24 protein-coding genes and 1 pseudogene are annotated in these 17,255 nt (G+C 35.3%); 12 read left to right on the forward strand and 13 right to left on the reverse strand.

All coding sequences use genetic code 11. The features are described 5' to 3' along the window. The first annotated feature begins 199 nt into the window (after window positions 1-199). Window positions 200-895 (forward strand): aspartate/glutamate racemase family protein, encoded by a 696-nt coding sequence (locus BR72_RS20135; RefSeq protein ID WP_035436106.1) that lies wholly within the window; start codon window positions 200-202, stop codon window positions 893-895. Beyond that, window positions 883-1,434, forward strand: a complete 552-nt coding sequence (locus BR72_RS20140) for a tetratricopeptide repeat protein (protein WP_035436109.1) — start codon at window positions 883-885, stop codon at window positions 1,432-1,434. The genes BR72_RS20135 and BR72_RS20140 overlap by 13 nt, the downstream gene beginning before the upstream one ends. Before the next feature lie 168 nt (window positions 1,435-1,602). On the opposite strand, the gene BR72_RS20145 is transcribed toward BR72_RS20140, so the two are convergent. Continuing rightward, complete coding sequence (locus tag BR72_RS20145; RefSeq protein ID WP_035436111.1) at window positions 1,603-1,806, reverse strand: hypothetical protein; 204 nt, start codon at window positions 1,804-1,806, stop codon at window positions 1,603-1,605. A 54-nt stretch (window positions 1,807-1,860) separates the two neighbouring features. Here BR72_RS20145 and BR72_RS26500 point away from each other — a divergent pair, with 54 nt between their 5' ends. Next, window positions 1,861-2,136, forward strand: coding sequence for a hypothetical protein (locus BR72_RS26500; protein ID WP_156107961.1), 276 nt, complete (start codon window positions 1,861-1,863; stop codon window positions 2,134-2,136). On the opposite strand, the gene BR72_RS20150 is transcribed toward BR72_RS26500, so the two are convergent. Together BR72_RS20150 and BR72_RS20155 are read right to left on the reverse strand one after the other, a co-directional pair. Then, on the reverse strand, window positions 2,083-3,144 hold the full coding sequence (locus BR72_RS20150; RefSeq protein ID WP_035436113.1) for a tetraprenyl-beta-curcumene synthase family protein: 1,062 nt from the start codon (window positions 3,142-3,144) through the stop codon (window positions 2,083-2,085). The genes BR72_RS26500 and BR72_RS20150 overlap by 54 nt on opposite strands. 53 nt (window positions 3,145-3,197) lie before the next feature. After that, the gene (locus tag BR72_RS20155) at window positions 3,198-3,998 is read right to left on the reverse strand and encodes an alpha/beta hydrolase (protein ID WP_035436116.1); all 801 of its coding nucleotides are present in this window, start codon (window positions 3,996-3,998) and stop codon (window positions 3,198-3,200) included. Between the two features lie 74 nt (window positions 3,999-4,072). On the opposite strand from BR72_RS20155, the gene BR72_RS20160 reads away from it, so the two are divergent. Together BR72_RS20160 and BR72_RS20165 are read left to right on the forward strand one after the other, a co-directional pair. Beyond that, complete coding sequence (locus tag BR72_RS20160) at window positions 4,073-4,588, forward strand: gamma carbonic anhydrase (RefSeq protein WP_035436118.1); 516 nt, start codon at window positions 4,073-4,075, stop codon at window positions 4,586-4,588. A 143-nt stretch (window positions 4,589-4,731) separates the two neighbouring features. After that, window positions 4,732-5,268: a phosphatase PAP2 family protein gene (locus BR72_RS20165; RefSeq protein WP_035436121.1), complete on the forward strand. Its 537-nt coding sequence runs from the start codon at window positions 4,732-4,734 to the stop codon at window positions 5,266-5,268. Between the two features lie 88 nt (window positions 5,269-5,356). Here the strand turns inward: BR72_RS20165 and BR72_RS20170 are convergent, their stop codons facing one another. Further along, window positions 5,357-5,611 (reverse strand): SunI/YnzG family protein, encoded by a 255-nt coding sequence (locus BR72_RS20170; protein WP_035436124.1) that lies wholly within the window; start codon window positions 5,609-5,611, stop codon window positions 5,357-5,359. 164 nt (window positions 5,612-5,775) lie between these two features. Here BR72_RS20170 and BR72_RS20175 point away from each other — a divergent pair, with 164 nt between their 5' ends. The 3 genes from BR72_RS20175 to BR72_RS26510 all read left to right on the forward strand — a co-directional run bounded on the left by BR72_RS20175 (window position 5,776) and on the right by BR72_RS26510 (window position 6,775). Beyond that, window positions 5,776-6,126, forward strand: a complete 351-nt coding sequence (locus BR72_RS20175; RefSeq protein WP_035436126.1) for a hypothetical protein — start codon at window positions 5,776-5,778, stop codon at window positions 6,124-6,126. 100 nt (window positions 6,127-6,226) lie between these two features. Then, complete coding sequence (locus BR72_RS26505) at window positions 6,227-6,403, forward strand: hypothetical protein (RefSeq protein ID WP_156107962.1); 177 nt, start codon at window positions 6,227-6,229, stop codon at window positions 6,401-6,403. Between the two features lie 201 nt (window positions 6,404-6,604). Further along, window positions 6,605-6,775, forward strand: coding sequence for a hypothetical protein (locus BR72_RS26510; RefSeq protein WP_156107963.1), 171 nt, complete (start codon window positions 6,605-6,607; stop codon window positions 6,773-6,775). A gap of 623 nt (window positions 6,776-7,398) precedes the next feature. On the opposite strand, the gene BR72_RS20180 is transcribed toward BR72_RS26510, so the two are convergent. From BR72_RS20180 to BR72_RS20185, 3 genes and pseudogenes are all read right to left on the reverse strand, one after another. After that, entirely contained in the window at window positions 7,399-7,860 is a 462-nt protein-coding gene (locus BR72_RS20180) for a DMT family transporter (protein WP_051957366.1), read from the reverse strand. A gap of 392 nt (window positions 7,861-8,252) precedes the next feature. Then, entirely contained in the window at window positions 8,253-8,864 is a 612-nt protein-coding gene (locus BR72_RS27495) for a PKD domain-containing protein (protein ID WP_331280403.1), read from the reverse strand. Further along, window positions 8,847-11,393: pseudogene (locus BR72_RS20185) on the reverse strand (collagenase); the annotation flags it as partial. The gene BR72_RS27495 and the pseudogene BR72_RS20185, both read right to left, overlap by 18 nt. Window positions 11,394-11,799: 406 nt before the next feature. Between BR72_RS20185 and BR72_RS20190 the strand changes: the two are divergent. Then, window positions 11,800-12,216, forward strand: a complete 417-nt coding sequence (locus BR72_RS20190) for a hypothetical protein (protein WP_035436131.1) — start codon at window positions 11,800-11,802, stop codon at window positions 12,214-12,216. Between the two features lie 434 nt (window positions 12,217-12,650). Further along, entirely contained in the window at window positions 12,651-13,184 is a 534-nt protein-coding gene (locus BR72_RS20195; RefSeq protein ID WP_035436132.1) for a GNAT family N-acetyltransferase, read from the forward strand. A 138-nt stretch (window positions 13,185-13,322) separates the two neighbouring features. On the opposite strand, the gene BR72_RS20200 is transcribed toward BR72_RS20195, so the two are convergent. The 6 genes from BR72_RS20200 to BR72_RS20225 form a co-directional block, all read right to left on the reverse strand. Beyond that, on the reverse strand, window positions 13,323-13,952 hold the full coding sequence (locus tag BR72_RS20200; RefSeq protein ID WP_035436135.1) for an NUDIX hydrolase: 630 nt from the start codon (window positions 13,950-13,952) through the stop codon (window positions 13,323-13,325). A 223-nt stretch (window positions 13,953-14,175) separates the two neighbouring features. Next, on the reverse strand, window positions 14,176-14,457 hold the full coding sequence (locus tag BR72_RS20205; protein WP_035436137.1) for a hypothetical protein: 282 nt from the start codon (window positions 14,455-14,457) through the stop codon (window positions 14,176-14,178). 10 nt (window positions 14,458-14,467) lie between these two features. Then, window positions 14,468-14,857 (reverse strand): SHOCT-like domain-containing protein, encoded by a 390-nt coding sequence (locus BR72_RS20210; protein ID WP_035436140.1) that lies wholly within the window; start codon window positions 14,855-14,857, stop codon window positions 14,468-14,470. A 13-nt stretch (window positions 14,858-14,870) separates the two neighbouring features. Continuing rightward, a complete protein-coding gene (locus BR72_RS20215; RefSeq protein ID WP_018393054.1) occupies window positions 14,871-15,236 on the reverse strand; it encodes a DUF2089 domain-containing protein in 366 nt (121 codons plus the stop codon). A gap of 384 nt (window positions 15,237-15,620) precedes the next feature. Further along, window positions 15,621-16,202, reverse strand: a complete 582-nt coding sequence (locus BR72_RS20220) for a molybdenum cofactor guanylyltransferase (protein ID WP_035436143.1) — start codon at window positions 16,200-16,202, stop codon at window positions 15,621-15,623. Further along, a complete protein-coding gene (locus BR72_RS20225; protein ID WP_035436146.1) occupies window positions 16,199-16,708 on the reverse strand; it encodes a MogA/MoaB family molybdenum cofactor biosynthesis protein in 510 nt (169 codons plus the stop codon). The genes BR72_RS20220 and BR72_RS20225 overlap by 4 nt, the downstream gene beginning before the upstream one ends. A 160-nt stretch (window positions 16,709-16,868) precedes the next feature. On the opposite strand from BR72_RS20225, the gene BR72_RS20230 reads away from it, so the two are divergent. Both BR72_RS20230 and BR72_RS20235 read left to right on the forward strand, forming a co-directional pair. Then, window positions 16,869-17,051 (forward strand): hypothetical protein, encoded by a 183-nt coding sequence (locus BR72_RS20230; protein ID WP_035436148.1) that lies wholly within the window; start codon window positions 16,869-16,871, stop codon window positions 17,049-17,051. 2 nt (window positions 17,052-17,053) lie between these two features. Then, a complete protein-coding gene (locus BR72_RS20235) occupies window positions 17,054-17,239 on the forward strand; it encodes a hypothetical protein (protein WP_035436150.1) in 186 nt (61 codons plus the stop codon). Window positions 17,240-17,255 lie beyond the last annotated feature (16 nt).

A 17,255-nucleotide genomic window follows, 5' to 3' on the forward strand; every position in this document is an offset into this window, starting at 1 on the left:
GGCGGTTTTCTCGATATATCGACCGATTTTCATCATATATCGGCGATTCGACACCAGATAAAGATCCTTCGACAAATTACAACATAAATACACCTACAAAAATACGTGCATACTGCACGTATTTTTTTGTCTAAGAAGGATTCTCTAACTCGAAACAAGAATTTCTATATCCGAATTAAAATAAAGGGGATGAACAACAATGATTGGAATACTAGCAGGAATGGGACCAAAATCTACCGGGCCATTCGTTGATAACGTAGTAAAACAATGCCAAGAAATTTACGGAGCGAAAGATGACATGGACTTTCCTCATATGATGATTTACTCATGTCCAACACCGTTTTATATCGATAAAGCCATTAATCATGAAGAGATGGAAAAAGCAATTATAAACGGGGCACAAAAACTAGAAAGTACGGGTGTCGAGTTTATTGCTATGCCATGTAATACGGCACATCTTTATTTTGCTCAACTGCAGGCATCCCTCTCAATTCCAGTATTAAATATGGTGGATGAAACGCTAAAGGAAATTCCTCCTCACATTAAAAAAGTATCTCTTTTAGCAACTGATTCAACCGTTCAATCCGGTATATACCAAGAAGGATTTGTAAAACGTGGTATCGATTATATCCAAAAAGATAGCTGGCAAACTGCTATAAATCAAATGATTCATAAAATAAAAATCGGACAAACAACCGAAGCAAGTAACTTGTGGAATACACTATGCTTAGAATTAGCTGAAACTGTCGATGCTGTTGTCATCGCGTGTACAGATTTGAATGTCGTAATAGAGACATCGCAAAATCATTTTCACATTGTAGATTCCTCTACATGTCTTGCCAAAGCAGTTGTAAGCAAATATTTATCTCTTCAAAAGGAGACATGCACAAAATGAAACATATCCCATTCGAAATGGGCTATACATTTGATGAAAACCTCCGTGAACAGCCTATATCTCTTGAACAGATGAAACAAGGTATTGCATTTTTGAAAACAAATTTAACTACTTCAGGTATATCCTATGCAAAACAATGCGGTCTAATCGGGACCTATGAACGTATCGCAGGAAATCTATCTGAAAGTAAATTCTATTTACGGCAAGCTATCGAACAATATGAAACTTCCCAGCATATACGAGGACTTTTTATTAATAAGCTCCGCCTTGCCCACGTTTATCACTGGGAAAGAAACTTTGAAGAAGCACATAAAATTTTCAATGAACTTTTACACCTATTACAGCAAAATGAGTTAACTACGTATGAGGACTTTTTCTATCAGCATTACGGAAAATGCAAAATCGATGAAGGAAATATTTCTACAGCTTTAACTTATTTTCAAAAAGCGTTACAAATTCGAGTAAAAAAGGGAGATCAAGAACTAATTCGCTCCACAGAACAGTGTATTCAATATTGCCGTTCTGTTTTGATAGATTAATGTCTCATCGATATATCGGCGATTTTTCCAATATATCGACCGTTTCTCATCATATATCGGCGATTTTTGAAATATATCGGCGATTCGACACAATATAAAGATTCTCCGACAAAACTCAACATGAATACAACCAAAAAGGAGCCTCCATACAAAAAGTATGAGCGCTCCTTAATTCATTTCTTCCTGATGTTTTAAGAACCAAATATCCACAATAATAACGACCGCTAATACCGCCTGCACGATGTAGTCTACAGTTGTTGGGCCACCTGCTTTTATCAGCATATTATAGATGCCAAGTACAAATGAAATAGAAAGGCATACTAATAACGAAACTTCGATATTATCATATAACCTTTTTAAAATTTTTTTCATCTGAGCACCTCCGTATTTATATTTTACCATATAATAGAAAAAGGAGGTGAATACATGACAATCTTCGGTATCATATTTTGGTCTATTTGCATTTTGCTTATTAGTGTAGGTTTTTTCTTACAGCGAAAATATAAATCCGAAGCCCCAAATAAATCAGATAACCAAACCATTCATGAGGAACTAGGAAGAGATGATCAGCATCGGAATGATCCTTTTATGTATGAACATAAAAAAACGAGCTGCATCCTACCTTCTGTAGGATACAGCTCGTTTTTATCACTGCGCCATCTTCTTTCGATACATCTTTCCATTCCAATAGAAAAAGCGTGAAGTAAAGCCTCCATATTTCACAATGCGCCGTGCCATGTACTGCATTTCTTTTTGCTGCGATACTTTCTCGTCTGATAGATAAATCCCGAGCAGTCCGCGGCTTATGAGGCGATGGAATTTCATATGCGGCAATTGTTCTAAACTTTTTTCTGCTTCTATTACAAAATGTTGCAATCTCTCAAGAGTTGCTTCTTTATTTTCATAATAACTACAAAAATTTAAATCTCCGCCAATACGGTCTTCTTCTTGGTCAATAAAGTAATCAAGTAAAATATGTAATCCTTGTACATAAGGAAAATAACCTTGTCTAATTTTCATAATATCATCGTCTGTTAATTCATCATGGAATGCATACGCTACAAGACAGAAAATACCGAGCGTTGAACCTGCACAGGCAGAAAATTCAAACCAGCTCATTGGCGGGACTTTCTCACGATGTGCTGCAAACCAAGTTTTTAAGCGTTCTTCTCTTTCTTCTAGCTTGACATGTTTATGAATTTGCAAATCACAGTAATAACAAGCAAGTTCATGAAGAATTGGTGCAATCTTGTTATAGTGCTTCGTCTTTTCAAGCACTTCTTGACAAGTTGTTACAAGTTCATCTAAATAACCACCATCATCTTGATCATCACGGTAACGATAATAGTTGCTTCCTTCACTCCCTGGTGTTAGTGCCGCAAGCATTGACTCATGAAGCGCTGCAAAATCATTCGGATCAAGTGATGTGCTACGGTCGCATAAATTATCCAAATAATCACTAATTGTTTGATATGCTACAATGAAGCGAATGCATTCCTCACGGTGTTCATCGGCAAGCAGCGCTAAAATGCCGCCGCCTTCACAGTGAAATGTTTTATGCTCAATACTTGCTAACGCTTGATTATGGAGCTCATCATTCGGAATATGGTAGGCGCGTTCTTTCCACATTGCGAGCTCATGGTGTACGACCGGAAACACATCTCGGTATACTTTCGCCATGAGCGTTATGGGGTTACTCGGTACTTTCACTTCTTTCTTCATCTCCTCTAAATGAATATGGTCTAATACGTTCTGTATACTGTTCAATTATTTATTTCTGTTTTCTTCATTACATGTGTTTCTACAAATGATTTGGCATATGCAAAAACTTCATCTTTTTCATACTCATTAAACAGCTCATGATAACAATCCGGCCATTCCTTATATGATTTGTCACTAATTTTCAGGTTATCAAACCAGTTGCATACACGTGTTTTATCTACAAGTTTATCCTCACATGCCTGCATTAGCAAGAGTGGTACGTCCGGAAATTCATGTCGTTTTTCATGTGCAACTTCTATCGCTTTAATTAACTCACTATACCAACGAACCGATACTTTGCGCAAGAACAATGAATCATTTTCCATCGCATCGCGAATTTCATGGTTGCGCGTCGCCATTTCCACTGTAATATTGGAATGAAATTGCATTTTCGGCGCCACAACATTTAGCACTTTTGCAATCGTACGAAGCGGAAGTCTCGGCGATGATAACACTCCTAAACATGGCGAAGTCAAGATTACGCCTTGCACATCCATTTTCGTTTCTTGCAGTACGCGAATGACGATTAATCCCCCCATACTATGTCCATATAGAAAAAGGGGTAAGTAATATTTTTTCGCTTCTTTAATCCATGTCTTTACTTCTTCTATGTATTCATCAAATGACGTAATATGTCCTCTATTTCTTGAAGTTGTTCCGTGTGCTGGTAAATCTCCCATCACAACATGAAAGCCAAGATAGCGCCACATGTCTGCAAGTGCTTCGTATCGGCCATGATGCTCCATTGCACCATGTACTATAACTATAACACCTTTCGCCTCTTCTGCTTCATAATTCCACATAAAATTCCTCCATTTCACTCTATTTCATAATTTGCTACACTAATATTAGTTTCTAGGAGAGGAAGGTTACTCATATGATTTATCCTTACAAAGACAAAAATCCGAAAATTGCTGATAGCGCATTCATCGCTGACTATGTCACAATTACAGGTGATGTTACAATTGGTGAAGAATCAAGCATCTGGTTTAATACTGTCATCCGCGGGGATGTTTCCCCAACGATTATCGGAGACCGGACTAATATACAAGATCAATGTACGCTTCATCAAAGTCCAAAGTATCCGCTTATTTTAGAAGATGATGTCACAATTGGACATCAAGTCATTTTACATAGTTGTACAGTGAAAAAAGATGCTTTAATCGGTATGGGTTCTATTATTTTAGACGGAGCTGAAATTGGTGAAGGTGCATTTATTGGCGCTGGCAGTTTAGTACCGCAAGGAAAGAAAATCCCGCCAAATACACTTGCATTCGGTCGCCCAGCCAAAGTAATTCGTGAACTAACAGAAGAAGACCGGGAAGATATGGCTCGCATTCGCGGTCAATACGTCGAAAAAGGACAATATTATAAAAGTTTGCAAATAAAATAATTTTTTTTAGCTGCCACCTTACATGGCAGCCTTTTTTTCGTAAAACTCTACATTTTTTTTACAAAATCTTAGTATTCCCTCAATAAAATTTCATTAAAATAACAATGATACTTCAAATATATGTAATGAGGAGGAGAAGTTTGATGAAAACCATCAGCTCCTTATATAAGATAGAGTGCTACATCTTCAAAGGAATTAATCGCTATTTTGAACGTAAAACATTAAATATCTTTTTTCGCACCATTACTCACATGGGCGGTGCAACTTTTACAATCTCCCTCATCGCATTCTTACTTATTATTACAAACGGATCTTTACGCGGCATAGCAATTGCAAGCGCCATTTCCCTTGCGATTAGTCATATTCCTGTACAAGTTTTAAAAAAGTTTTATCCGCGAAAACGTCCTTATTTAACCATTCATAACGCAAAATATCCAACGAATCCATTAGTGGATCATTCTTTTCCATCTGGGCACACAACTGCTATCTTTTCTGTTATCATCCCTTTTTTATTATATGAACCGTACATGACATTCTTGCTACTTCCTATTGCAATTAGTGTAGGTATTTCACGTATTTATCTCGGCCTGCATTATCCATCTGATGTACTCGTTGGCATGTGCCTTGGGTCAATAGTCGGCATTGTTTCTTATTATCAATTCGTTCCACTTTTTATATAAAATAAACTATAGCCCTTGGGACGCTTTCCAAGGGCTTTTAAAATAAACTATTTTTGATATTGTTCGATTTCGAATTTCGGCGGATATCTTAAGCTGAATGTATCGCATTCAAAATTGAAGTTTTATTTGTAGTAAACAACAAATATTTCTGTTTTGTAGTCCGAATTAAAATTCGATCTGTTGTCCCATATGGCGTTCCGATTCGAATCGCACTCGCTTCTTCTCCACCATAAGTGTCATCTTCAGTGACCTCAATAATTTCCTTTAGCGGAATAGAAATTTTTGCTAGTTGCCATTCAATCATTAATTCTTCGTCTGTTTTTGTAACTTTGATTCCTAACATGTGATCAAGACCTTTCTTTCCATTTATTTTATAGAAAAAAATGAGAATACATTAAAAATTTTACATTATTAACAAAAAGATAAAATATGCAATTATGCATATTTTATCTGGTAATTATTGTATTATAATTATTTTATGTACCGAAGATACCGAGGTGGATATACATGAAATTCAAAGTCAAGCAAAATCCTTTTCATATGCTTATACTTTTAGTAACCATTTTCATTCTTATTGCACTATTTTTTATAGTAGGCGTCTTAAAATTCCTAGCTACGCCCTACCACATGAAACCTTCAAACTTCGGTTCCGGTAGATTAATCTTGTTAAACTTAGAAACATTCGAAAGATGCAATTTCGATTTTATCGGAGTAAATACAGTAAAAGACTTAATTACAGGTATTAGGTTACAGAAGGACAAGCTAATTGTACAGGTAAATGATGCTTACGCAGGTCGTAAAACTCAAGTCGTATTTCAAGCACCAAAATGGTTAGTTGAAACTTATAAAACAAAGTAACCCAAACAGTCCGTGTATTTAATAAGATGCAAAGGGGTATTTGCTCTATGCTTTAGAGTTATAGACAAATACCTAAAGTTAGTATAGGGAGACAACAAGCATGATAAAAATATTAGTTCCAATAATCGTTATTTTAGCAATAGTGTTACAAAAGAAGAAAGCACAAAACGATGAGCAAGGGAAGTCAAACAACTCAATAAAAGCAATAGCAAGGGTAATGCTGGTTGTCGGACTTGCTCTAATAGTGTTAGCATTTTACAAAGTAAGCCAATATTAAAACTAAAAGAAAGGTTATAAACATATGTACATATTTATGATGTGTTTAGGTTTACTAGGTTCGATTATTATAGCTATATTTAGATACCGTAAACCCGCAGACTTAAAAAGTCTTTTATACGTATGTATTGGTTGTATATGAATGGCGATATGTTTAGCTTACCTTGGAGCAACAAATAAAATATAAAAGGAGACAGGAAAAATGTTATTAATTATCATTTCAGCTATTATATTCGTATTTTATATTAAGAGACAGAAAGCAGAAAAGGGAGACGATTTCAGTTGGAAACCGATTATCCTTCAAATGGGGCTAGGGGTATTAATCTTCGGATTTTTCTATTTCGGATTCATTGCAATCAATGACATGCAGTAAGACGATGTTACAATTAATAATTATGTTAACAGTAGGGGCGTTCTTCTTTATTGTAGATAGACCATTACTAAGTATTATAAGTATGTTTCTAGTATTCGTATGTAAGTCTATATACGATACTAGAAACAGTAAGAGTAAATAAGTGAAAGGGAGACTACAACGAACAAGCAAACGTTAAGAGAAACATGACAAAACTATGGTCGTACTTTAGTGGATAACATGTTGCCTTTAACATTTATTATTGGTGAAGACATGGAGTTTGGTAGAGAAGACTTAAAATTTGCAGATTCTTTCTTTGAAATATCAAATCCAAGACCATTCAAGAAACAAATAATATTTACTTAAGTTGTATGATTTTGTTAAGCATAATCAATTTTCTATTTGTTTATATATAAATCCAAATTAAAAACCTGACATAAACCCCTTTTCTTTTAGGCGGACGAGAGCATCTGGCCATGCATAGAAGCGGTCATGTTTTGTTCTTCATAACAGCTAAAAAATTAAAATGGATTTATATACAATCTTAGAGGCAAAAGGTAGCTGTGAAAATCTACTAGCAATTTCACTGGACGGGTTTGTTTTTCAACAGCATCAAAATAAAAAAGCAGATCTACTCTGCTTTCTTATTTTGATATATTTTCTTTTACAAGTAACTGTTTCTCTGACTTTACAAACCATAAACCAATGAAAATAACGAATCCGCCAATCAATTGTTGTAAAGATAATTGCTCTCTTGCCCATATTGCTGCAAATAAAACTGCTACAAACGGTGTAATGTACATATACACCATCGTATGAGATGCACCAATTTTTTGAATCCCAACGTACCACATTACAAGCCCAAATACAGTAACAAGAAAAATGGAATAGAGTAACGAAAACCATGTACTGCTGTGCTCGATTGCAAAAGGTAACTGAACAATTTGCCAACCGCTCAATAATACAAGCGGCGCCGCAGTAACCATGCGAATCGCTGTAAATTGGATTGCGGTTAATTCTACAAGGCCGTATTTTCCGATTGTATAATTGACGCCCCATATAATAACGACACATAACAGTAGTAATTCAATTCCCCATCTTTTCATATATTTCCCTCGCTATATCCGATACTTTACTTCATTAAGTTTCGAGGCATATGCTGTAACTCCTTCTTACTTGCGAAATTCCTACTTTTCTCATTGAATTTTAGTTTTTTTACGTATGCATAAAAGAGGAATATACATATGAATACAGAAAAACAACTATCTCAATATCATGAAAAGCGGGCATTCCTTACCAGAAACGACTATTCGGAAGAAACAATTTTTGAATCAGTGAATGAAGACTCTCACTGCTGAGTCTCCTACAAACTATTTCTCTAGCTATCCTTTTTGTTTATTCTAAATTTTAACGTATACAAATAGCAAAAAAGAAGAAAGCAAATATAATCTGCTTTCTTCTCACTTCTTTCTATAAAGAAATATCTCTATTTCTATCTTTATTTTACTTTAACAGAATATGTCCCAGTTCCAAAACCAGGGGCATACACATATAAATAATACTTCCCTGGTTTTGCAGTAAACTTTCCTTTAAGTATAGTTCCATCAGAGCTTCCATCAGGTCTTTCGGCTGCAACGTAATTTTTCATATCTGATTCATGAAAAAGTACCCACATCATGTTGATGTTATCTTTGTTTTTGACCAAAATATCCATTTCTTTTGGTGATGACACGTTAAATGTATAAATATCCTTAGAATCTTCAGACTCAAGTGAACCTTTGAGAAGCGTATTAAATGGAATTACATTCGCTTGTTCAGGACGATCATTTGGTTCTTTTTCAGTTTCTCCTATTCGATCTACATTAACTGTCATTTGTTCTTTACTTTCTTTTCCTTGATCATCTGTCATTGTTACGGTTGCTGTATACGTTCCTTCTTTTTCATATGCATGAGTAGGACTTGCTTCTGTGCTTGTTTTCCCATCTCCAAAGTCCCAAAGGTAAGAAACGATTTTTCGATCTTCAGCTTTTGAACTATCGCTCTTAAACTGAATTGCGCTATTTTCTTCCCCGTAATATGTTTCTCTTGTTCGCTCTACATGAACTGTCATTTGTTCTTTACTTTCTTTTCCTTGATCATCTGTCATTGTTACGGTTGCCGTATACGTTCCTTCTTTTTCATACGCATGAGTAGGATTTGCTTCTGTGCTTGTTTCCCCATCTCCAAAGTCCCAAAGGTAAGAAACGATTTTTCGATCTTCAGCTTTTGAACTATCGCTCTTAAACTGAATTGCGTTATTTGCTTCCCCGTAATATGGCTTATCTCTCTTTACAATCATTCCTTGATTTGCGCCTTCATCTGTTGCAATGCCGTGGAAAACAATATCATATTGGAACTGGTTTTCATTATTTACACGATAATTTACAAAGTACGCTGTTACTGTTTTATAACCGCTCCACTCTTTTTGTGACAGCTTCTCTAATGCTTCGTTCACTTGTTTACTCATCGTTTTCCAGTCTTCAGATTCACCTTTCGTTACATTGCCTGTATACGTACCTTCAACTGTAAACGTATTAAAGAATTGAGACTTGTGCTTTGTAATCGTTGCATCTTTTACATTCGCAACATCCACAATTTCTTGCTGCACTTCAGTTAGTGCCTTCTGTGCATGACTTACTACATAATCATCCGATACTTGTGGTACAGTAAATTTTTCTTGATTATCAGTTAATTGCTGCATATATGTTTGATATTCTTTATTCAATTGTGCATCTTTACTTAACTCTTCTCGGTATGCATCATAACCTTGCACATCATTTGCACGAATTAAATCTTGTATTTTGTCGAATGTATCAAATTTATGATTATACATATAAGACTGCAATGCAAAGGAATAGTTATAAAAATCCCACGTTCCGTATTTTGCATATAATGTTTGTTCTGCTGTATAGCGTTTTGCTGGTTCGTTTGATAAACCTCCTATAACACTTTTACGCGGAATAACATTATTCGTACGCGTCGATCCCGCAAAAAATTCCGCATTTCCTTCTTCATACCATGTCAAACGTTCATTTTGCTGTAATTCTCCTTGCCCCCATAATCCAGGCACTTCATATCTTCCTTGCAAATAGTGTGTAAATTCATGACGGAATAATTCTTCTAAACTATAAATACTTTGCTGCGGCGTACGTTCATATGTAAAGAACGTTCCTACGTTTTCGATATAAATACCACCATTACTCGTTTCATATCCGTACAATTGCTGGTTAAATTTATATTCATCTGGCGTATTATAAATCACGATTGTTAATACATCATCCGCATTCCCTTGTTCTAATGCTTTATCATTTCCAATTACACGGTGATATTGTGCCTTTACTTCTTTCGCAGCCCAGTACAATCTTTGGATTTTTTCCTCTGTCACTTTATCTCCCGTTTTAAAGACAATTGCTCCGTCATCAAATGTATACGTGTTAGGTAAAAATTTCTTCTTTCCCTCTTCTTTAATTTGATCTAAATTTACTGTTTTTCCGTTCGCATCTACTCCGCCGTAATTTGTAGCAATCTGCTGTGCTGCACCAAAATATTGCTCTCCTAAATATGGATACATCCCCATTGCTTGCGTAACAACGTCTAACCCTTTCTTCGGATTACTATGAAATTTCCCTAAACGTCCTGCATAGTAAATACCGTTATTAATGAGCCAACCATTTTTATCCGTTACATTGCGTATAAGCGCCATTTTATTGACTTCATTTATAAAACTATCAATCTTTCCATACCACATTGTCTCATTTGGCTCTTTACCCGAAAGGCGCCAATCAGTATCTATACCGGCATCAACAGCTCCCATCAAAGCGTATACAGCCTCTCCTTTCTTACGGTCATTTTCATATGTAGAAAGGTTATTATTATACTGTTTTAAAATTTTTGCTGCATATTGCACCGTTTCAACGTCACTAGAAGCATTCCTCATTAAATCCCCGTATGCATTTACAACTAAATCTTGCTCAGCTGTACCAAGTTTAAAGTTTGGATTCTTTGCAATTGCTTTCAGTGCAGGTAAACACTTATCCTTGAAGCTTCTCTCTTTTAAATAACTTAATTCCTCATTATAAGCTCCGACATAAAAAGCGGAACGGAGCACTTCAGTAAATGTATCAATTCCTTTTGTATCATTTTTTGTAAACGTACTTCCTCGTCTCTCTAATCCGTTCATAATTACTTGCATACGCTCTTTATTTTTATAGAAAGCTTTTGTTTCTTCGTTAAACTGAAATAAACCTTTAATTTGTCCGCTGCGAATATTCGTTAGTGTATCAATTAACTCCTCATCACTCATTTTATTCAGCTCATCCAAAGTATAGCTTTCCTGCGACTGCTTCGCTTTCACACTTTCCTTAGCGGGGGCTGGCTTCTGTGAAAAATCTCCTACTTTTAAACGTTCTTCATATGATAATGTTTCATCAGCTTTTGAGGAATGAGAAATTACATCTGTTGGCGTCTCTATCCCTGCTGGTTTCATTTGCAGTACATTGTAAGGTACTTTTTCTTCCGCTGATACTTCAACTTGCAATGCCCCTAACGACAATGCCATTGTACTAACTCCAAGCATAATTTTATTCATTTTCTTTTTCATAATTTTCCTCCAGATCAATATATAACTGAAACAAAATAACACATTATCTAAATAAAGTGAATTAAATATGCAGGATTTCATATTAATTTTTAATAGTTTTTAAACGATTTATGAATTATTTATATATAAAACGACACAAAAGTCCCTTTCCTTTTAGGGGGATGAGAGCATCTAGCCGTGCATAGGAGCGGTCAGGACCTTTTCCTGTCACATGCGAGGTTTAAAGCAAAAGGAGAAAGCAAGTAGCGATCATGTTGGATTCTACATAGCAGCGACCTACATGCCGAAAAGTTAATATATATAAAGAAGATAAAAGGATTTTTAGGCTATGAATAAGCTTCATATAAGGAGCACACAACATACTAATATTGTAAATGTGGATAAAAAAAGATGAGGTGATGTTTTCATGAATAATCAACCAATGTATTTTCCGTATGCAAATTATAATCAACCACAGTATTACCCTATGCAAACTCCAGGTTATCAATCATTCGAGGACATAAGAGAAATCGATGATGACGTATATCGTCCTGATGATGCTGAAGATGCTCCAACATCGGCACCGCCAGCACAACAACCAGCAGCCCCTTCAGCATTTTCTTCTCCTATACAAATGGGACAAATACGATCAGCAATGTGTCATTGTTTAGGCAGATGGGGATTTATCGGTTTAAAAGGACAAGGGCCATTTGGAAGAGATTTTTGGTTTTATCCTACTGAAATAAGAACACGCGGAGTAGTGGGATATACATGGCAAGCAGGCCGCCGCCGCAAAGTAAGCTATCGATATTCACAAATCAGAAACTTTATGTGTGTTTCTTAACGTAAATAACAAACACATAACATTCAATAATTACGATATGCATAATTGCATAAATTTCAAATAATTTACAGTGTTATAATAAATTAGAGAGTGAATTTTACCTCATATTTAGCAAGATACCCTAGTATTCTATAACAAAAAAGCGAAGAATCATTATGATTCTTCGCTTTTTTGTTAATTTGGGATCGTATTTAAAATTAAGCTATAAAAATTCAAGTGTTAATATTATGATGAACGTAACTATATATACAAAGTAAAACCCCCTTTCTTTTTAGGAGGGCGAGAGCATCTGGCCGCGCATAGTAGCGGTCAGGACCTATTCCTACCACATGCGAGGTTTAAAACAAAGGGAGACAGCAAGTTGCCGGCATGTTGTGTTTTGTATAGCAGTGACTTGTATGCTGGAAAATTAAAATGGAAAGAAGTTGAGACATATGAAAAAAATGTGTTTGAGAAATGGAAAAGAAGTGATAATCAGAGAAGCTACACAAGAAGATGCTCAGTCTATGATCAATTTTTATAATATAGTCGGCGGGGAGACTGATTTTCTTTCGTTCGGAAAAAATGAGTTCAGTAAACCTCTACATGATTATGAAAACTTTATAGAATCTACTAAAGCAGCTAATAATTCAATTATATTTTTAGCAACATTGGATGATGAGATCATCAGTATCGCCTCTATTACCTCCAGTCCAAAAGAGCGAACGAAACATGTAGGAACGCTCGGAATCGTGATTGCAGAAAAACACTGCGGATTTGGTTTAGGCAAAATATTGATGGAAGAACTTATTGAATGGGCAAGAGGAAATGGCACAACTAAGAAAATACATCTTGTAACGAGAGAAGACAATAATAGAGCAATAGAACTTTATAAAAAGGTCGGCTTTAAAGAAGAAGGATTACTAGAACAAGATACGTATATAAATGGTAAGTATTATAGTACGCTTATTATGGGATTGATGTTTTAGATTTTATAATGATATATGTAGTACCACTTATGTGATTATGCGGGTCATTCTTCAAACTAACTACTGATTATACACCTCCGTTTTACATAATAGCACTTGTTTAAAAAAGAAAAAGCGCTCGATATGAGTGCTTTTTCTTCAGTGTAAATCTACACTCTCCCTAATTAGCGTAATAATGCTCTCATAATATGAAAGCTCATGCGGTACAAAATGACTTTTATCTACTGTTTTATGAATGGAAACTTTTTCTCCCGCTTCATTCATTTCAAATCCTTCTACTGTAACTTCATTTCTTTCTCCTAACCAAAGTTCAGCAAAACGATTAAACTCAATTTTAACCATACCTGACACTTCTTCTACTTGCAGTGTATAATCGTCCATTGTGCCTTTCATTTCATATAAAAAGACGTGGGCCAATTCTTTATCAATAAAATCTTCTATTGTAACGCAATAATGAATAATGCCAAGTGGTATGAGTTCATCAAACGAAACATTAATCCCCACTTCTTCTTGCACTTCGCGTATTCCATCATACACGCTTTCGTGAGCTAATATATGTCCCGCCGCTGTAATGTCTAACAAATTTGGATAATCCTTTTTTGTATGACTACGCATTTGAAGATGAATATAATTCACTCCATTTTCTCTACTTATAAACCAGCAATGAAACGTTTCATGCCAATGCCCTATTTTGTGTACTTCTTCACGCGTTGCGACTCCGACTGGATTTCTATGTTCATCAAATATTTTTAGTAATTCACTTTCCATTATGTATGCTCCTTCAGTATTCTTCTATTAAAGACTTTATACAATAATATCAAAAGCGTTCTTTACTTATTTTACCAGAAAATAATAATTTTCAGTAATTTTTTACAAAAAAAAGAAAAAGAGCATTATATTATCAAGACCTAAATTATAAAAATCCCTAAAAATAAAGGAAAGCACATATTATACATGCTCTCCTTTTATTCCATTAAGACGCCTTCAAAAACTATAGTCTAATCTTAACCTCAGTACCGTCCTTAGCTTTGACATCTACTAGCACGATTCCCTTATGATTTTTCAGTTCCTTGACGATAGGCTTTAGCGTTTTTTTATCTATTAGTGGGAAGGTAAAGTCCTGCTTTTTTCTTTCGAAGTGCTCTTTTGTCCATTTGTTTACATTTTGCTGAAAAAATTTCGAAGACAAAATTGAAATAACAATGTTTAAAATAGCATATGGGATTGGGATGGTAAAACGAACGTCTTTTGCTTTCACTTTTACATGCATCATAAGCAAATCACTATTCAATGATGATCGAAACGGTATCCCCGTTTGCCGATTTAATATCAACAATTGGGCCATCTAATTCGTTTTCGATTGCTTCAATAATAAGGTTTATGTCTATATCTTTCACGTAATTTTCTGATTGAGGGATACTCGCTGCGATGCTGTGTCCAGCCGTTAATACTACCTTGACAAGTTTTATAGGCAAATTGACCGTGACGTTATCATTTTCGGCTGATACAACACGAATTTTTAATGTTTTATCTAAATATTTAGTCGGTTTTTCATAAAGCTTATTATCCGTTTCTTCTTTCTCTTTTAATACTTGAATCAGTTCTGATCCCTTATCTGCATCGATCTTTCCTTCTTGAACCATTGTTAACACTCTTGTAATTTCCTCTTTCATGATAAATTCCTCCTTATTCTTCTTTTAAGAGCTTAATGGCTTCTTCAGGTGTGATTTCGCCATTTTCCAACATGGTAACAACCTTTTTCTCGTCTACTTCATTTTTCTTCTTCTGCACATATCCAAGGGATGAAATGATGTCTGTTAGCTTGCCTCGAACCGTTGGATACGAAATCCCCAGTTCCTTTTCAACTTCTTTGATATTCCCTCTGCATGTTAAAAATACTTCCACAAAATGAAGCTGATCCTTTGATAAGGATGCCAGCTTAGATAATTCAAACTCATTTTCAATCGTAGTGTGACAATGAGAGCACTGCAACTTTGTAATTTTCAATGTTTTACTGCAGACAGGACAATTTGTGATTACTTTATAAGCCATAATGAAATTCCTTTCTTTTAGTTAATTCGATTATACAACAAATAATTAAAAATATAAATAATAAATTCAATTTTTCCATTAAATAAAATTAATAATATTAATTCATTATTTAATATTATTGATTATCCCTTTCCGTTATTCATTCAATTATTATATTTACCATAATGGTTGAAATTGTAGACATTCCTCATATTGAAAATACTTAGTTACATAATGAGCACGATTACTTAGACCTTGAGATACTGATTAATAGTCCAACTGATGATGATTCAGCAATCGTTAGTATTGATGTATTATTTAATGATTAAAAAAATGTAAGAAAAAAGAGGATCTACGTCCTCATATTGGACATAGTATCCTCTTCTAATGATCGTATGTTTGATTTCAGCTCTTTTTCCTCTGTAATTCGTTATACTCTTCTTTTGTATTCACATTTACAAATACACCTGTTTCTTCCACCACTACATACTGAACGTTACACTGCGATAATAAACCCTGCATACTTCTTTTTTCTTCCTTTAATAACTGTTTTATTTTCTCTTTTACTTTATAATGATATAGCGCTAAAAGCGGTTGTTTCCGTCCTTCAACGAGTGGAACAATCGCTTCATATGGTTCATCCGCTCGTTCTATTAATTCCAGTGCCCACTCTTTCGAAACATTTGGTGTATCGCATGGTGCAACGATGTACCAATCTGCTTCTACAAATTCCATGCCTGTTATGAAACCAGCAAGCGGGCCGTTTCCTTTATATAATTCGATATCTTCTACAACAGGCACATTTAATATATGTGAAAGATCGTTTGTAATGTCTGGATGGCTAATGACAACAATGTCTGCCGCAACTTCTTTCAATGCGTCTATACTATGCTCAACGAATGTTTTTCCTTGCCAAATTGCTAATGCTTTCGGTTCTCCAAAACGGCTTGACCTTCCGCCGGCTAATACAATTCCTGCTATTTTCATTGGCGATTGAGCTCAAATGTAATGTGTCCAAGCTCTGGTAAAATTAATTTATTCATCGCTAGGCGCACCGCTCCTGTCGAACCTGGCATCGAAAAGACAACTTTTCGTCCAATGGTCCCGCCAATCGCTCTGCTTAACATCGCTGCGCTGCCGATATCTTCTAAATAACTAATCGTTCGAAATAACTCACCAAAGCCAACGATTTCCTTATCTAATAATGGAGAAACAGCTTCAATTGTCACGTCACGCTTTGTAATACCTGTTCCCCCATTGGTTAATACAACGTCAACATCCTCTTGATGATATCCAGACAAGACAGCTTGCTGAATGCTTTCCTTATCATCTTTCACAATTTCATACGCTGTTACTTGATGATTTGCTTCTATTAATAACTCCTTTAATAACTGTCCGCTTTTATCCGTTTCTTCTGTTCGTGTATCTGAAATTGTGATGATTTTACAACGAACTTGTGCTGGTGCTTGTTTTTTATGGTCTGTGACGCTCATTATTTTTTCCTCCCCATTGATAAACCTATCTAAATTTTATCATATATAATATGGCAACAAAAAAATGTGAGACCTGTCACACTTCTTTATCAAAAAAACATTCATTTTCCAAAATTTACTTTATAATAAAAATATAGGTTTTCAAAGGGAGGCATTTCATATGGATACAATGAGAAAATTAACGACGTTATTCATTTTACTATTCATCGCTTCTATTAGCGCTGGCATGGCACTAAAAGACGCTGTACCATATGCTGCAATTGGGGGCTGGGGATTTGGAACGCTCTTTTTACTATGTTCAGCCTTTTGTGCTGGAAGAATTCGTTATCGTAAAGGGGACTAATTATGTTTGGTAAAAAATCAACTACGTGTACAACATGTGGAAAGGAAATTGCAGTACATGAACGTTCTTGGGTGTATATACAATATCCGGCAAGCGGTTTGACAAACATGCAAAAATATATTGAGCTCGGTGGCGAAGTGTACTGCACTTCTTGTGTTGGGAAATTAGAGAAACAGGAAAGTAACTAAGAGGCTATAAAGGGGA

Origin of the sequence: Bacillus sp. UNC322MFChir4.1 (assembly GCF_000746135.1) — a bacterium.
GTDB lineage: Bacteria > Bacillota > Bacilli > Bacillales > Bacillaceae_G > Bacillus_A.

What these genes read in the sequence shown, in the direction of transcription:
- BR72_RS20225 (WP_035436146.1), bottom strand. Translation starts at nt 16,708, where the DNA reads ATGAGCGTCACAGACCATAAAAAACAAGCACCAGCACAAGTTCGTTGT.
- BR72_RS20195 (WP_035436132.1), top strand. Translation starts at nt 12,651, where the DNA reads ATGAAAAAAATGTGTTTGAGAAATGGAAAAGAAGTGATAATCAGAGAA.
- BR72_RS26505 (WP_156107962.1), top strand. Translation starts at nt 6,227, where the DNA reads ATGATAAAAATATTAGTTCCAATAATCGTTATTTTAGCAATAGTGTTA.
- BR72_RS20205 (WP_035436137.1), bottom strand. Translation starts at nt 14,457, where the DNA reads ATGATGCATGTAAAAGTGAAAGCAAAAGACGTTCGTTTTACCATCCCA.
- BR72_RS20135 (WP_035436106.1), top strand. Translation starts at nt 200, where the DNA reads ATGATTGGAATACTAGCAGGAATGGGACCAAAATCTACCGGGCCATTC.
- BR72_RS27495 (WP_331280403.1), bottom strand. Translation starts at nt 8,864, where the DNA reads ATGACAGTTCATGTAGAGCGAACAAGAGAAACATATTACGGGGAAGAA.
- BR72_RS20180 (WP_051957366.1), bottom strand. Translation starts at nt 7,860, where the DNA reads ATGAAAAGATGGGGAATTGAATTACTACTGTTATGTGTCGTTATTATA.
- BR72_RS20210 (WP_035436140.1), bottom strand. Translation starts at nt 14,857, where the DNA reads ATGAAAGAGGAAATTACAAGAGTGTTAACAATGGTTCAAGAAGGAAAG.
- BR72_RS20155 (WP_035436116.1), bottom strand. Translation starts at nt 3,998, where the DNA reads ATGTGGAATTATGAAGCAGAAGAGGCGAAAGGTGTTATAGTTATAGTA.
- BR72_RS20175 (WP_035436126.1), top strand. Translation starts at nt 5,776, where the DNA reads ATGAAATTCAAAGTCAAGCAAAATCCTTTTCATATGCTTATACTTTTA.
- BR72_RS20140 (WP_035436109.1), top strand. Translation starts at nt 883, where the DNA reads ATGCACAAAATGAAACATATCCCATTCGAAATGGGCTATACATTTGAT.
- BR72_RS20230 (WP_035436148.1), top strand. Translation starts at nt 16,869, where the DNA reads ATGGATACAATGAGAAAATTAACGACGTTATTCATTTTACTATTCATC.
- BR72_RS26500 (WP_156107961.1), top strand. Translation starts at nt 1,861, where the DNA reads ATGACAATCTTCGGTATCATATTTTGGTCTATTTGCATTTTGCTTATT.
- BR72_RS20170 (WP_035436124.1), bottom strand. Translation starts at nt 5,611, where the DNA reads ATGTTAGGAATCAAAGTTACAAAAACAGACGAAGAATTAATGATTGAA.
- BR72_RS20190 (WP_035436131.1), top strand. Translation starts at nt 11,800, where the DNA reads ATGAATAATCAACCAATGTATTTTCCGTATGCAAATTATAATCAACCA.
- BR72_RS20160 (WP_035436118.1), top strand. Translation starts at nt 4,073, where the DNA reads ATGATTTATCCTTACAAAGACAAAAATCCGAAAATTGCTGATAGCGCA.
- BR72_RS20215 (WP_018393054.1), bottom strand. Translation starts at nt 15,236, where the DNA reads ATGGCTTATAAAGTAATCACAAATTGTCCTGTCTGCAGTAAAACATTG.
- BR72_RS20200 (WP_035436135.1), bottom strand. Translation starts at nt 13,952, where the DNA reads ATGGAAAGTGAATTACTAAAAATATTTGATGAACATAGAAATCCAGTC.
- BR72_RS20145 (WP_035436111.1), bottom strand. Translation starts at nt 1,806, where the DNA reads ATGAAAAAAATTTTAAAAAGGTTATATGATAATATCGAAGTTTCGTTA.
- BR72_RS20220 (WP_035436143.1), bottom strand. Translation starts at nt 16,202, where the DNA reads ATGAAAATAGCAGGAATTGTATTAGCCGGCGGAAGGTCAAGCCGTTTT.
- BR72_RS20235 (WP_035436150.1), top strand. Translation starts at nt 17,054, where the DNA reads ATGTTTGGTAAAAAATCAACTACGTGTACAACATGTGGAAAGGAAATT.
- BR72_RS26510 (WP_156107963.1), top strand. Translation starts at nt 6,605, where the DNA reads ATGTTATTAATTATCATTTCAGCTATTATATTCGTATTTTATATTAAG.
- BR72_RS20165 (WP_035436121.1), top strand. Translation starts at nt 4,732, where the DNA reads ATGAAAACCATCAGCTCCTTATATAAGATAGAGTGCTACATCTTCAAA.